Origin of the sequence: Pseudomonas sp. B21-040, assembly GCF_024748695.1 — a bacterium.
In the GTDB taxonomy this organism is placed as follows: domain Bacteria; phylum Pseudomonadota; class Gammaproteobacteria; order Pseudomonadales; family Pseudomonadaceae; genus Aquipseudomonas.
On the sequence record NZ_CP087176.1, the window covers coordinates 5,444,152 to 5,457,684 of the forward strand.

The 13,533-nt window shown below is 58.3% G+C and carries 14 protein-coding genes; 2 read left to right on the top strand and 12 right to left on the bottom strand.

Features of this window, described 5'->3' with window-relative positions:
- Nucleotide 1 precedes the first annotated feature (1 nt).
- The 8 genes from hscA to trmJ all read right to left on the bottom strand — a co-directional run bounded on the left by hscA (nt 2) and on the right by trmJ (nt 6,846).
- A complete protein-coding gene (gene hscA, locus LOY55_RS24890; protein ID WP_223524079.1) occupies nt 2-1,864 on the bottom strand; it encodes a Fe-S protein assembly chaperone HscA in 1,863 nt (620 codons plus the stop codon).
- Nucleotides 1,865-1,915: 51 nt separating this feature from the next.
- A complete protein-coding gene (gene hscB, locus LOY55_RS24895; RefSeq protein ID WP_046026627.1) occupies nt 1,916-2,437 on the bottom strand; it encodes a co-chaperone HscB in 522 nt (173 codons plus the stop codon).
- Nucleotides 2,438-2,445: 8 nt separating this feature from the next.
- Nucleotides 2,446-2,769, bottom strand: coding sequence for an iron-sulfur cluster assembly protein IscA (iscA, locus tag LOY55_RS24900; protein WP_003227904.1), 324 nt, complete (start codon nt 2,767-2,769; stop codon nt 2,446-2,448).
- Between the two features lie 34 nt (nt 2,770-2,803).
- On the bottom strand, nt 2,804-3,190 hold the full coding sequence (gene iscU, locus LOY55_RS24905) for a Fe-S cluster assembly scaffold IscU (protein ID WP_003443374.1): 387 nt from the start codon (nt 3,188-3,190) through the stop codon (nt 2,804-2,806).
- An 85-nt stretch (nt 3,191-3,275) separates the two neighbouring features.
- Complete coding sequence (locus LOY55_RS24910; RefSeq protein WP_046026628.1) at nt 3,276-4,490, bottom strand: IscS subfamily cysteine desulfurase; 1,215 nt, start codon at nt 4,488-4,490, stop codon at nt 3,276-3,278.
- A 50-nt stretch (nt 4,491-4,540) separates the two neighbouring features.
- Nucleotides 4,541-5,032 carry a Fe-S cluster assembly transcriptional regulator IscR gene (gene iscR, locus LOY55_RS24915; RefSeq protein WP_007948177.1) on the bottom strand — a complete coding sequence of 164 codons (492 nt, stop codon included), beginning with the start codon at nt 5,030-5,032 and terminating at the stop codon, nt 4,541-4,543.
- A 264-nt stretch (nt 5,033-5,296) separates the two neighbouring features.
- The gene (gene cysE, locus LOY55_RS24920) at nt 5,297-6,073 is read right to left on the bottom strand and encodes a serine O-acetyltransferase (protein ID WP_223524076.1); all 777 of its coding nucleotides are present in this window, start codon (nt 6,071-6,073) and stop codon (nt 5,297-5,299) included.
- A gap of 2 nt (nt 6,074-6,075) precedes the next feature.
- Complete coding sequence (gene trmJ / locus LOY55_RS24925; protein ID WP_109784975.1) at nt 6,076-6,846, bottom strand: tRNA (cytosine(32)/uridine(32)-2'-O)-methyltransferase TrmJ; 771 nt, start codon at nt 6,844-6,846, stop codon at nt 6,076-6,078.
- A 146-nt stretch (nt 6,847-6,992) separates the two neighbouring features.
- On the opposite strand from trmJ, the gene suhB reads away from it, so the two are divergent.
- Complete coding sequence (gene suhB, locus LOY55_RS24930) at nt 6,993-7,811, top strand: inositol-phosphate phosphatase (RefSeq protein ID WP_109784974.1); 819 nt, start codon at nt 6,993-6,995, stop codon at nt 7,809-7,811.
- A 108-nt stretch (nt 7,812-7,919) separates the two neighbouring features.
- Nucleotides 7,920-9,338, top strand: a complete 1,419-nt coding sequence (locus LOY55_RS24935; RefSeq protein WP_223525272.1) for an IS1182 family transposase — start codon at nt 7,920-7,922, stop codon at nt 9,336-9,338.
- A 324-nt stretch (nt 9,339-9,662) separates the two neighbouring features.
- On the opposite strand, the gene LOY55_RS24940 is transcribed toward LOY55_RS24935, so the two are convergent.
- The 4 genes from LOY55_RS24940 to yajC all read right to left on the bottom strand — a co-directional run bounded on the left by LOY55_RS24940 (nt 9,663) and on the right by yajC (nt 13,525).
- On the bottom strand, nt 9,663-10,211 hold the full coding sequence (locus tag LOY55_RS24940; RefSeq protein ID WP_046026633.1) for a glycine zipper 2TM domain-containing protein: 549 nt from the start codon (nt 10,209-10,211) through the stop codon (nt 9,663-9,665).
- A 121-nt stretch (nt 10,212-10,332) separates the two neighbouring features.
- Nucleotides 10,333-11,247 carry a protein translocase subunit SecF gene (gene secF, locus LOY55_RS24945; RefSeq protein WP_109787575.1) on the bottom strand — a complete coding sequence of 305 codons (915 nt, stop codon included), beginning with the start codon at nt 11,245-11,247 and terminating at the stop codon, nt 10,333-10,335.
- Nucleotides 11,248-11,256: 9 nt separating this feature from the next.
- Entirely contained in the window at nt 11,257-13,125 is a 1,869-nt protein-coding gene (gene secD, locus LOY55_RS24950; RefSeq protein WP_077431309.1) for a protein translocase subunit SecD, read from the bottom strand.
- Between the two features lie 64 nt (nt 13,126-13,189).
- Nucleotides 13,190-13,525, bottom strand: coding sequence for a preprotein translocase subunit YajC (yajC, locus tag LOY55_RS24955; RefSeq protein ID WP_007982729.1), 336 nt, complete (start codon nt 13,523-13,525; stop codon nt 13,190-13,192).
- Nucleotides 13,526-13,533: the final 8 nt, after the last annotated feature.

Sequence of the window (13,533 nt, forward strand, 5' to 3'; positions counted from 1 at the left end):
GTTATTCCTCAATCTCATTCAGGTTGCGCCCCGCCAGCGCGGCTTTCACCGTCGAGTCCAGGCGGCGGGCAGCAAAGGCGTCGGTCACTTGCGACAGACGCTTGGTCTGCAGCTCGATGGCGTAACCATCGGTACCTTTCATCAGTTCGGTCAGTTCCTGCACCTGCATCTCGATAACCATGCGCTCTTCGGCATCGAGCAGGCGTTCGCCGTCAGCGTCCAAAGCACCCTGCACCGCTTCGATCAGGCGCTGGGCATCGACCTGCTGCTCACGCAATACGCGGGCGACCTTGTCGTCGTTGGCATGCTGGAACGAATCCTTGAGCATCCTGGCAATTTCGCCGTCGGTCAGGCCGTAGGACGGCTTGACCTGAATGCTGGCCTCCACGCCCGAACCCAACTCACGGGCCGAGACGCTAAGCAGCCCGTCGGCATCGACTTGAAAGGTCACGCGAATCTTCGCCGCGCCAGCCACCATCGCCGGGATGCCGCGCAATTCAAAACGCGCCAGGGAGCGGCAGTCGCTGATCAGCTCGCGCTCGCCCTGCAACACGTGGATCGCCATGGCCGACTGGCCATCTTTGTAGGTGGTGAAGTCCTGGGCACGCGCGACGGGAATGGTGGTGTTGCGTGGAATCACCTTCTCCATCAAGCCGCCCATGGTTTCCAGCCCCAGGGACAACGGAATCACGTCAAGCAGCAGCAGCTCATCGCCGTCGCGCTTGTTGCCGGCCAGCGTATCGGCCTGGATCGCGGCACCAATGGCCACCACTTGATCCGGATCGATTTCAGTCAGCGGTTCGCGACCAAACGCTTCAGCGACCGCTTCGCGAACGCGAGGTACGCGAGTAGAGCCGCCGACCATGACCACCGCATGCACTTCTTCCAGCTCAACACCGGAATCACGCACCGCGCGACGGCAGGCTTTCAGGCTGCGAGCGACCATCGGCTCGATCAGCGCATCAAAGGCTTCGCGGGTCAGCTCGGCTTTCCAGTCGCCATAGGCCACTTCGACGGACGAGGCCGTGGTTAGCGCTTCTTTGGCGGCACAAGCCGTTTGCAGCAGATGACGCTGCACACCCGGATCGAGGTCAGCCGACAAACCGGCGCCCTCAATGATCCAGCCCGCGATTGCATGGTCGAAGTCATCGCCACCCAGCGCGCTATCGCCGCCGGTAGCCAGCACTTCGAACACACCACCCGTCAGGCGCAGAATCGAAATATCGAAAGTACCGCCACCCAGGTCGTAAATAGCGACCAGGCCTTCAGCATGCTGGTCCAGACCGTAAGCCACTGCGGCGGCGGTTGGCTCATTGAGCAAACGCAGCACGTTCAGGCCAGCCAGCTTGGCCGCATCCTTGGTGGCTTGACGCTGGGCATCATCGAAATAAGCCGGAACAGTGATCACTGCGCCGACCAGTTCACCGCCCAACGTCGCTTCGGCGCGCTGGCGCAATACCTTCAGGATGTCGGCCGAGACTTCGACCGGGCTTTTCGGCCCCTGAATGGTGTCGATGAACGGCATGTGCGACTCACCGCCGACAAAGCGGTACGGCAATTGATCGCCCAATTGCTTGACGTCGGACAGACCACGACCCATCAAGCGCTTGACCGACAGCACAGTGTTCAAAGGATCGGTAGCGGCGGCGAGCTTGGCGGACTCACCGACTTCAACGCGATCGGCGTGATAGCGCACCGCAGACGGCAGGATGACCTGCCCGTCAGCGTCGGCCAGAGGCTCGGAAAGACCACTGCGCAATGCAGCGACCAGCGAATTGGTAGTGCCCAAGTCGATCCCCACAGCCAGACGACGCTGGTGCGGTTGAGGACTTTGGCCGGGTTCGGCGATCTGCAGTAGGGCCATTGGTATCAGGACTTATCTGTATATCAGGCGTGCGACCGGAGCGGCACTGGGTTAATCGTCGAGGCGCTCTTCTAACTGGCGCACTTCGTAGGTGAGCTTGTCGAGGAACTGCATGCGTCGCATCAGGCGTTCGGCCTGTTCACGTTGCGCCGCATCATTCCAGCAAGCCGCGAAGCTTTGATTCAGTACATCCTGAGCAGTTTTCAGGCGACGCTTGAACGCTGCAACACCGGCCAGATCGGCACTGTCTTGCAGGTCTTCGAGCTCCTCACGCAACTCCATCTGTTGCAGAAGAAATTCCGGATCATGCACCGTGACCTCCAGCGGCAGCTCACCCCCATTCAAGGCGAGCAAGTAACGCGCACGCTTGGGGGGACTTTTGAGCGTCTGGTAGGCCTCGTTGAGGCTCGCGGATTGCTCTAGCGCCAACCGCTGCTCACGCTCGGAAGCATCAGCAAAGCGGTCCGGATGAACACTGCGCGCCAACTCACGGTAGCGCGTAGCCAGCTGATCGAGATCCAGATTGAAACCCGGCTGCAGCTCAAATAAAGCGAAATGACAAGGAGTACCCACGACAAGCCTCAGATATTGAAGCTTTCGCCGCAGCCACATTCACCGCGCACGTTGGGGTTGTTGAACTTGAAGCCTTCGTTCAACCCTTCCTTGACGAAATCGAGCTCGGTGCCGTCCAGGTAGGCCAGGCTTTTCGGGTCGATAATCACTTTTTCACCGTGACTTTCGAACACCTGATCCTCTGCAACCACCTCGTCGACAAACTCCAGCACGTAGGCAAGGCCGGAACAGCCCGTGGTGCGAACACCCAGACGAATCCCTTCACCTTTGCCGCGCCCGTCGAGGGAGCGCCGCACGTGTCGAGCAGCCGCTTCTGTCATGCTGATAGCCATCGGTGACTCCTTACTCGTCGCCAAAACCTGAAAGTCAGATCAAGCCTTTCTTCTGCTTGTAGTCGCGAACGGCCGCTTTGATAGCGTCTTCAGCGAGTACGGAGCAGTGAATTTTCACTGGCGGCAGGGCCAGTTCTTCAGCCAGCTGGGTGTTTTTGATGGTTTCTGCTTCGTCCAGGGTCTTGCCCTTCATCCACTCGGTGGCGAGGGAGCTGGAAGCGATAGCCGAACCGCAGCCGTAGGTCTTGAACTTGGCGTCTTCGATGATGCCTTGCTCGTTAACCTTGATTTGCAGACGCATGACGTCGCCGCACGCCGGAGCGCCGACCATGCCGGTGCCGACATCCGGGTCTTCCGCGTCCATCTTGCCGACGTTGCGCGGGTTTTCGTAGTGGTCGATGACCTTTTCGCTGTAAGCCATGATGCTTAATCCTCACTCATCAGAGAGTCGCTCTTAAAGCCCTGCAAACCTTGGTTTTACAGGGCCGGTTCGCGGCGACTTGAAATCAGTGTGCCGCCCACTCGATTTTCGAAATGTCGACACCGTCTTTGTACATGTCCCACAGCGGCGACAAAGTGCGCAGCTTGGTAACGGCCTCGCAGACTTTCTGCGCGGCGTAATCGATTTCTTCTTCGGTGGTGAAACGGCCGAAGGTGAAGCGAATCGAGCTGTGTGCCAGTTCGTCGTTGCGGCCCAGGGCGCGCAGTACGTACGAAGGCTCCAGCGAAGCGGAGGTGCAAGCCGACCCGGACGATACCGCCAGATCCTTGAGCGCCATGATCAGCGACTCGCCTTCAACGTAGTTGAAGCTCAGGTTCAGGTTGTGCGGTACGCGGGCGGTCATGCTGCCGTTGATGTACAGCTCTTCCAGGCCTTCGACCTGCTTGAAGAAGCGGTCGCTCAGGGCTTTGATGCGTACGTTTTCGGCAGCCATGTCTTCTTTGGCCACGCGGAAAGCTTCACCCATGCCAACGATCTGGTGAGTCGCCAGGGTACCGGAACGCATGCCACGTTCGTGACCGCCGCCGTGCATGGTCGCTTCGATGCGAACACGCGGCTTGCGGCTGACGTACAGTGCGCCGATGCCTTTAGGGCCATAGGTTTTGTGAGCCGAGAACGACATCATGTCGACTTTCAGTTTCGACAGGTCGATGTCGACCTTGCCGGTGGACTGAGCGGCGTCGACGTGGAACAGAATGCCCTTGGAACGGGTCAGTTCGCCGATGGCTGCGATGTCGTTGATGGTGCCGATTTCGTTGTTCACGTGCATGACCGAAACCAGGATGGTGTCGTCACGCAGCTCTGCTTCGATCATCTCTGGAGTGACCAGACCGTCGGTGCGCGGCTCGATGTAGGTGACTTCGAAGCCTTCACGCTCCAGTTGGCGCATGGTGTCGAGGACAGCCTTGTGCTCAATCTTGGTGGTGATCAGGTGCTTGCCTTTGGTGGCATAGAAATGCGCCGCACCCTTGATTGCCAGGTTGTCGGATTCGGTGGCACCGGAGGTCCAGACGATTTCACGCGGATCGGCGTTGACCAGGTCTGCGACCTGACGACGGGCGTTTTCGACGGACTCTTCAGCTTTCCAGCCAAACACGTGGGAACGGGACGCCGGGTTACCGAAGTTTCCGTCGACCAGCAGGCATTCACTCATCTTTTGCGCAACACGCGGATCAACCGGGGTGGTCGCAGAGTAATCAAGGTAAATCGGCAATTTCATGGATAATCTCCTAAATCAGGCTGGCTGGCGTGCCGTTAGCTCTTTGGCTGTCATTCGACGGCGGACGCTTCAATCTTGTCCAGGCGTGGCGCCTTGCTGTTGCAACGGCGCTGGTCCTGACGCTGGGCTATATCTTGTACCTCACGGCGAGTCACAAGGTCAGCCAAGCTGATACCGCTCAGAAATTCGTGAATCTGCAGGCTCAGGTCGCACCACAAGTGGTGAGTCAGGCAGGTATCGCCTGAATGGCAATCGCCTTGGCCCTGGCATTTGGTTGCATCGACCGATTCGTTCACCGCATCGATCACCTGGGCGACCTGGATGCCCTGCATGTCGCGGGACAGCTGGTAGCCGCCACCCGGACCACGGACGCTGGAGACCAGATTGCTGCGGCGCAATTTGGCGAAAAGCTGTTCGAGGTAGGACAGGGAGATGCCTTGGCGCTCGGAGATATCGGCCAGGGACACCGGCCCGTGCTGCGCATGCAACGCCAGATCGAGCATGGCGGTCACGGCGTATCGGCCTTTTGTAGTCAGTCGCATGGACAATTACCACGGAGTTCGGAATGGGGCGAGTATGCAATTCCCGAGTATTTAAGTCAACTATAAGACCTAGTACTTTAGTCAGGTTTACCCGTAAAAGAGCGGCAGCATCATAGCAAAGACTGGCCACAAACAGCCAGTGGCACCGAGTCGACTTCATCGCGGGCAAGCCCGCTCCCACAGGGATTTTTGGCGCTCACACCACCGGTGCTTCACCCGAGACCTTGTGGGAGCGGGCTTGCCCGCGATAGAAGTCGACTCGGCTCAGCTGGCCTGACTCTGATCCTTGTCCTTCACACACGCAAAGTCTTCTTCACGCAGCTCAGGTAGATCTTTCGCACAATAATTGCTGCCCAGATCCTTCAGCGCCCCGCACATGCCTTCCAGACGACCATCGACCGCCTGCAGGTGATCGAGCAGCTGACCAATGGCACGCGCCACCGGGTCAGGCATGTCTTCGCTGAGGCCGTAGGCATCAAAACCAATCTTCTCGGCCATCGCCTTGCGCTTGGCATCTTGCTCGACATCAGACTTGACGATGATTCGCCCCGGAATACCCACCACAGTGGCACCCGGCGGCACTTCCTTGGTCACGACAGCATTGGAGCCCACCTTGGCCCCGGCACCGACAGTGAACGGACCTAACACCTTCGCGCCCGCCCCGACTACGACGCCATCACCCAAGGTCGGGTGACGCTTGCCCTTGTTCCAGCTAGTGCCGCCCAGGGTCACGCCCTGATAAATAGTGACGTCATCGCCGATCTCGGCGGTTTCACCAATAACGATGCCCATCCCGTGATCAATAAAGAAGCGACGACCTACCTTGGCGCCCGGATGGATCTCGATCCCGGTCAACCAGCGACCGAAGTTCGATACCAGCCGCGCCAGCCACTTCAGTTCCGCGCGCCACAGCATCGCGGACAAACGATGGATCCAGATGGCGTGCATGCCGGGGTAGCACGTCAGAACTTCAAAGGCGTTGCGCGCTGCCGGATCACGATGGAAAACGCTTTGGATATCTTCACGCAAACGCTCGAACATTTTTAATCCTTCCGCTTTAGAAGCTCGCCACGGGCCGCTTTTTGGGTTTCCGTGAGGATGCCACGCAATATATTCATTTCTGCCCGGCTGACCGAGCTACGTCCGTACAACCGGCGCAGGCGCGCCATCAAGTGTCGCGGTTTTTCCGGATCGAGGAATTCGATGGCCACCAGGGTTTGCTCCAGGTGCTCATAGAATCGCTCCAGCTCATCCATGGTCGCCAGCTCGCCACTTTTGGTGGACGCGACTTCTTCCTTCTCGACCTTGCTCGGCTGCCCTTGGGCCGCGAGCCAGGACATGCGCACTTCATAGCTCAACACCTGCACCGCCGCCCCCAGGTTCAGCGAACTGAACTCAGGGTCTGAGGGGATATGCACGTGATAATGACATCGCTGCAGCTCTTCATTGGTCAGGCCGGAGTCTTCACGACCGAACACCAAAGCGATCTCGGCACCCTGCCCCGCCTCCTCCACCACTTTCACACCGCATTCGCGGGGGTCGAGCAACGGCCAGGGGATGCGACGATCACGCGCGCTGGTACCGAGCACCAGATTGCAACCGACCAAGGCATCTTCCAAGGTGGCGACGACTTGCGCGCTTTCAAGGATATCCCCGGCACCGGACGCACGAGCGTCGGCTTCGTGATGCGGGAATAACCGGGGTTCGACCAGCACCAGCCGCGACAAGCCCATGTTCTTCATGGCACGCGCAGCCCCGCCGATGTTGCCGGGATGGCTGGTATTGACCAGGACGACACGAATGTTATGCAACACGGGAGGCGTTCTCGAACACAGAAATAGGGAGCCGAATCTTACAGTTCCTACTACCGTTAAGCTATGAAAGCGAACACCAACCTTCACCTGTAGAAAAGTTCTGATAGAATGCCCGGCTTTCTTTAACAACCTTAGGTGACACATCCATGCAGCCCATGCTGAATATCGCGCTGCGCGCCGCCCGCAGCGCCAGTGAATTGATTTTCCGCTCCATCGAGCGCCTGGATACCATCAAGGTCGACGAAAAAGACGCCAAGGATTATGTATCCGAGGTGGATCGCGCCGCCGAACAGAAAATCATCGATGCGCTGCGCAAGGCCTACCCAAACCACTCGATCCTGGGTGAAGAAACCGGCATGCACGCCGGCAACGGCATCGAAGGCGAAGAATACCTGTGGATCATCGATCCGCTGGACGGCACCACCAACTTCCTGCGCGGCATTCCTCACTTCGCTGTCAGCATCGCCTGCAAATACCGCGGTCGCCTGGAACACGCTGTTGTTCTGGACCCGGTTCGCCAGGAAGAATTCACCGCCAGCCGTGGTCGCGGCGCTCAACTGAACGGTCGTCGCCTGCGCGTCAGCGGCCGCACCAGCCTGGAAGGCGCCCTGCTGGGTACCGGCTTCCCGTTCCGTGACGACCAGATGGACAACCTCGAGAACTACCTGGGCATGTTCCGCGCCCTGGTTGGCCAGACCGCTGGCATCCGTCGCGCTGGTTCGGCAAGCCTGGACCTGGCCTACGTGGCTGCCGGTCGTTTCGACGCGTTCTGGGAGTCGGGCCTGTCCGAGTGGGACATGGCTGCAGGTGCCCTGCTGATTCAAGAAGCTGGCGGCTTGATCAGCGACTTCACCGGCGGTCACGAATTCCTTGAAAAAGGCCACGTCGTTGCCGGTAACACCAAGTGCTTCAAAGCAGTACTGACGGCCATCCAGCCGCACCTGCCAGCCTCGCTGAAGCGCTAAGCTTCCAGCGACAAAAAAGCACCCTTCGCAGACTGTGTGAAAACCTAGCAATCTGCGCAAAGCTCAAAGAAAATGCTCCGTATCGAAAGATACGGAGCATTTTTCGTTATGGCTTACATCCAAGGTGAGTCCCGTAGCCAGACCAGTCTGTTCCCGGTCTCGCTGGAAGAACTGATCCCCGAGGATCATCTCGTTCGGGTTATTGACCTGTACGTCGCCAAGCTGGATCTGGTGCAACTGGGCTTTGATAAAGCGCTGCCCAAAAGCACAGGTCGTCCTTCTTATGATCCTGCCGATCAGCTCAAGCTCTACCTCTATGGCTATTTTCAGCGGATTCGCTCATCGCGGCGTCTCGAAGCCGAGTGCCAGCGCAACATCGAAGTGATGTGGCTGATCAACCGGCTTAAGCCCGACTTCAAGACCATCGCCGACTTTCGCAAAAACAACAAATCCGCCTTTGTGGCGACGTGCGGTGCCTTCGTCCGGTTTTGCCGCATGGCCGGTCTGATCGCAGGAGACTTGGTGGCCATCGACGGCAGCAAGTTTCAGGCAGTCGCTTCCTCGCGGCGCCATATGAACCTCAAGCAACTCAAGCGTCAGGAAGAAAAACTGGATAAGCGCATCGCTCAGTATCTGGCCGAACTGGATGAGGCTGACAGGCTCGATGCGGGAGAGGTGATTGATCGCGGCGCGATCAAAACAGCACTGGTGCAGCTTAAAGTTCGCCAGCAGGACAATCAGAGCTGCCAAGCGCTGATGAACTCGATGGGCCTGGAGCAGTTCAACACCCACGAAAGCGATGCCCGAATGATGCGCACGCCCAAGGGGCCGCGTGTGTCCTATAACGTGCAGAGCGCCGTGGATGCCAAGCATTGCCTGATTCTGCATCATGAGGTTACCCAGGATGGCGACGACCGCAAGCAACTCGAACCAATGGCTAAAGCCGCCAAAGAACAGCTGGAACAAGATGCCCTGACCGTGACTGCCGATGCCGGCTACTCCAACGGCCAGCAGTTTCAGGCCTGCGAGGAGGCTGCGATTACCGTTTATGTGCCGCCCAACCGCTCGGTCAATCCTGGTGGTGAGGACTTTTTTGAGCGCAAAGACTTTATCTACGAAGCCGAACACGATCGTTATCAGTGCCCGGCAGGCAAGTGGTTAACGCTCAAACAGCGCCACAAGGGCGATCGGATCTATCAGGCAGATGTCAGCGACTGCGCCGCCTGCCCGCTCAAATCCCAATGCACTGGCGCTCAGCGCCGCTACGTCTCACGCCACGCCCATGAGGAAGCCTTTGAGCGAATGGAGCAACGAATGCTGGCCCATCCGCAGATGATGGCCAACCGAAGATCCATTGTTGAGCACCCCTTCGGCAACCTGAAGCAATGGCTGTTTGGCAATGCTCGCTTCCTGTTGCGTCAACTGGAGGGCGCGAGAGCGGAAATGGCCTTGGCAGTGAGTGCCTACAACCTAAAACGCGCAATTAGTGTGCTCGGGGCCCGCCAATTGATGGCGTTAATGGGCTGAAAGGCTTTTTTCGCCTGTCGCCCGCACCAAAACAAACGCCCCGAACAAGTCGGGGCGTTTGTTGGGCCGGCCTTCAGCGCGTTTTCACACAGTCTGTTCGGGGTGCTTTTTTTATGCCTGCGATTTGTGCATTCCCCTCACCCCCTGTAGGAGCCGGGCTTGCCCGCGATGGCGGTGTGTCAATCACCATGAATGGTGCAGGTGAAATCGCTATCGCGGGCAAGCCCGGCTCTTACAGGTTTACAGGTGTTCCCGCCGTCGTATTCCGGGCACAAAAAAAAGCACCCCGAAGGGTGCTTCTTTTCCAATCTGTAACCTGAGTATTCAGCGATTTTCTTCGTTCTGCGACAGGATCAGCTTGCCTTCCTTGTCGACCGGAATCTGGTTACCCGGATCACGATCCATCCGCACCTTGCCTTCCTTGCCATCCAGCGAATACCGAACATCGTAGCCCACGACCTTGTCACTGATGTCATTCACGGTGTTACAGCGAGTTTGAGTCGTGGTGTAGGTATCACGCTCTTGCATGCCTTCCTGAACCTTGTTGCCCGCATAACCACCGCCGACAGCGCCTGCGACCGTAGCAATCTTCTTGCCGGTGCCGCCGCCGATCTGGTTACCCAACAGACCGCCCGCCAACGCACCCACTACGGTACCGGCGATCTGATGCTGATCTTTGACCGGCGCTTGCCGAGTCACTGCGACATCCTTGCAAACTTCACGTGGCGTCTTGATCTGAGTCTTGACCGGCTCAACGGCGAGTACTTGCGCAAACTCAGGGCCGCTTTTAACCAAGCTGTAGGTGGCAACAGCACCCCCGGCAGTCACACCGACAGCACCCAATACCGCACCAACCAGCATCGACTTGTTCACATGAACCTCCTGACCATCACATGCGGGACAAACCCGCGCTTCTCCCAGCCTTGGAGCACAAAAAAAGGCGCGAGTTCAACTCGCGCCTTTTTGGGCTAACTACCGGGAAATGCGATGGCCGTTATGGACGGTCGTCGACTTCCTTCTCGGTATTGGCCGGTGGAATCAGGTCTTCAGTGCTCAGGTTCAGCCAGATCAGCACCACGTTAGCGATGTAGATCGACGAGTAAGTACCCGCCAGAACACCGACGAACAGCGCAATGGAGAAGCCGAACAGGTTGTCACCGCCGAAGAACAGCAGGGCCGCAATCGCCAGCAACGTGGAGATCGAAGTCGCCATGGTCCGCAGCAGGGTTTGCGTGGTCGAGATGTTGATGTTCTCGATCAGACTGGCCTTGCGCAGTACCCGGAAGTTCTCACGAACCCGGTCGAATACCACGATGGTGTCGTTGAGCGAGTAACCGATGATCGCCAGTACCGCCGCCAGCACCGTCAGATCGAAGGTGATCTGGAAGAACGACAGGATACCGATGGTCACGATCACGTCGTGGATCAACGAAACAATCGCACCGACCGCAAACTTCCACTGAAAGCGGAACGCCAGGTAGATCAGGATGCCGCCCAGCGCCATCAGCATGCCGAGGCCGCCCTGGTCGCGCAGCTCTTCACCCACCTGCGGGCCGACGAACTCGACGCGTTTGACCGTCGCCGGGTTGTCGCCGCCGACTTTCAGCAGCGCTTCTGCCACCTGGTGACCCAGTTGCGGATCTTCACCCGGCATACGCACCAGCAAGTCGGTAGTTGCACCGAAGCTTTGCACGATGGCTTCGTGATAACCCGATGCCACCAGTTGCTCACGCACCTTGGTGACGTCAGCTGGACGCTCGTAGGTCAGCTCAATGAGCGTACCGCCGGTGAAGTCCAGGCCCCAGTTCATGCCCTTATGGAAGACACTGAAAATGGCCAGCGCCGTAAGGAACAATGTGACGCCGAACGCAAAGTTGCGAACGCCCATGAAGTTGATTGTACGTAACATGGCAGCCCCTTAAATCCACAACTTCTTGAAGTCACGACCGCCGAAGATCAGGTTGACCATCGCGCGGGTCACCATGATGGCCGTGAACATCGAGGTAAAGATCCCGAGGGACATGGTCACTGCGAAGCCTTTGACCGGGCCTGTGCCCATCGCAAAGAGAATCCCGCCGACCAACAAGGTTGTCAGGTTGGCGTCGAGAATCGCGGTGAATGCCCGGCCGAAGCCTTCGTTGATTGCCCGTTGTACGGTCATGCCCGCCGCGATCTCTTCACGTATCCGCGAGAAGATCAGTACGTTGGCGTCGACCGCCATACCCATGGTCAATACGATACCGGCGATACCCGGCAGGGTCAGCGTTGCACCCAGCAGCGACATCAAGGCCAGCAGCAGCACCATGTTCACCGCCAGAGCGACGGTGGCGATGAGGCCAAAGAAGCGGTAGATGACCATGATGAACAGCGAGACAAACAGCATGCCCCACAGCGATGCATCAATACCTTTGGTAATGTTGTCGGCACCCAGGCTTGGACCAATGGTGCGCTCTTCAGCGAAGTACATCGGTGCAGCCAGACCACCGGCACGCAGCAGCAGCGCCAGTTCGGAAGACTCGCCCTGGCCGTTCAGGCCAGTGATGCGGAACTGAGCACCCAGCGGCGACTGGATGGTCGCCAGGCTGATGATCTTCTTCTCTTCCTTGAACGTCTGGACTGGCACGTCTTTCTCGACGCCGTTAACCATTTGCTTGACGTAAGTGGTCACCGGACGCTGCTCGATGAAGATCACCGCCATGCTGCGACCGACGTTGCTGCGAGTCGCACGACTCATCAGCTCGCCACCGTGGCCATCCAGACGGATGTTCACTTCTGGCGTGCCGTGCTCGCCGAAGCCAGCCTTGGCGTCAGTCACCTGGTCACCGGTGATGATCAGGCCACGCTCGATCTGTGCCGGCGGACGCTTGCCTTCACGGAACTCGAAAGTTTCAGAGGTAGCTTTCGAAGCACCCGGCTCAGCAGCCAGACGGAACTCAAGGTTGGCCGTCTTGCCGAGGATACGCTTGGCTTCTGCGGTGTCCTGGACGCCCGGCAGCTCAACCACGATGCGGTTGGCGCCCTGACGCTGGACGATCGGTTCGGCAACACCCAGCTCGTTGACGCGGTTACGTACCGTGGTCAAGTTCTGCTTGATGGAGTATTCGCGGATTTCCGCCAGCTTGGCTGGGGTCATCGCCAGACGCAGCACCGGTTGACCATTCAGGTCGGCCGGAACAATGTCGAAATCGTTGAAGTTCTTGCGGACCAGCGCACGGGCCTCTTCGCGGGTTGCTTCATCAGTGAAGCCCAGCTGAATGGCACCGTTGAGTTGCGGCAGGCTGCGATAGCGCAGTTTTTCTTTACGCAACAGGCTCTTGACGTCGCCTTCGTACACTTTCAAACGTGCGTCGATTGCTTTGTCCATGTCCACTTCCAGCAGGAAGTGCACACCACCGGACAAGTCCAGACCCAGCTTCATCGGGTGCGCGCCCAGGCTGCGCAACCATTGCGGCGTGGTTTGTGCCAGGTTCAGTGCAACGACGTAGTCATCACCCAACGCCTTGCGCACGACGTCTTTGGCAGGCAACTGATCTTCAGCCTTGGTCAGGCGAATCAGACCACCCTTGCCGTTCGCCGCCAGCGTGGCAGCCTTGACGTTGATCCCGGATTCCTTGAGCGCAGTGCTCACACGATCCAGATCAGCCTGATTGACGAGCAGCGCAGTACTTGCACCGCTGACCTGAATGGCCGGGTCATCAGGATATAGATTGGGAGCGGAATAAATCAGACCGACCGCCAGCACCGCCAGGATCAGAATGTATTTCCACAGAGGATATTTGTTCAGCATCACGCCGCCCGTTTATGACGCGGGGCGCCTTGCGCGCCCCGTCGATTGAATATGAAGTTGAAACTTAGATCGCTTTCAGCGTGCCTTTTGGCAGCGTCGCGGCAATAGCGCCCTTCTGGAACTTCATTTCGACAGTGTCGGAAACTTCCAGAACAACGAAATCGTCTGCAACTTTAGTGATCTTGCCGGCGATACCGCCAGTGGTCACAACTTCGTCGCCTTTTTGCAGGCTGCTCAGCAGGTTCTTTTGTTCTTTGGCGCGCTTGGCCTGTGGACGCCAGATCATCAGGTAGAAGATGACCAGGAAACCGACCAGGAAAATCCACTCAAAACCGCCACCCATAGGGCCCGCAGCAGGTGCAGCGGCGTCAGCCATGGCATTAGAGATAAAAAAGCTCATTTAGCACT

Bases quoted from the DNA above. Each gene is read 5' to 3' on its own strand.
- hscA (WP_223524079.1), bottom strand. From the start codon at position 1,864: ATGGCCCTACTGCAGATCGCCGAACCCGGCCAAAGTCCTCAACCGCAC.
- iscA (WP_003227904.1), bottom strand. From the start codon at position 2,769: ATGGCTATCAGCATGACAGAAGCGGCTGCTCGACACGTGCGGCGCTCC.
- iscU (WP_003443374.1), bottom strand. From the start codon at position 3,190: ATGGCTTACAGCGAAAAGGTCATCGACCACTACGAAAACCCGCGCAAC.
- LOY55_RS24910 (WP_046026628.1), bottom strand. From the start codon at position 4,490: ATGAAATTGCCGATTTACCTTGATTACTCTGCGACCACCCCGGTTGAT.
- iscR (WP_007948177.1), bottom strand. From the start codon at position 5,032: ATGCGACTGACTACAAAAGGCCGATACGCCGTGACCGCCATGCTCGAT.
- cysE (WP_223524076.1), bottom strand. From the start codon at position 6,073: ATGTTCGAGCGTTTGCGTGAAGATATCCAAAGCGTTTTCCATCGTGAT.
- suhB (WP_109784974.1), top strand. From the start codon at position 6,993: ATGCAGCCCATGCTGAATATCGCGCTGCGCGCCGCCCGCAGCGCCAGT.
- LOY55_RS24935 (WP_223525272.1), top strand. From the start codon at position 7,920: ATGGCTTACATCCAAGGTGAGTCCCGTAGCCAGACCAGTCTGTTCCCG.
- secF (WP_109787575.1), bottom strand. From the start codon at position 11,247: ATGTTACGTACAATCAACTTCATGGGCGTTCGCAACTTTGCGTTCGGC.
- secD (WP_077431309.1), bottom strand. From the start codon at position 13,125: ATGCTGAACAAATATCCTCTGTGGAAATACATTCTGATCCTGGCGGTG.
- yajC (WP_007982729.1), bottom strand. From the start codon at position 13,525: ATGAGCTTTTTTATCTCTAATGCCATGGCTGACGCCGCTGCACCTGCT.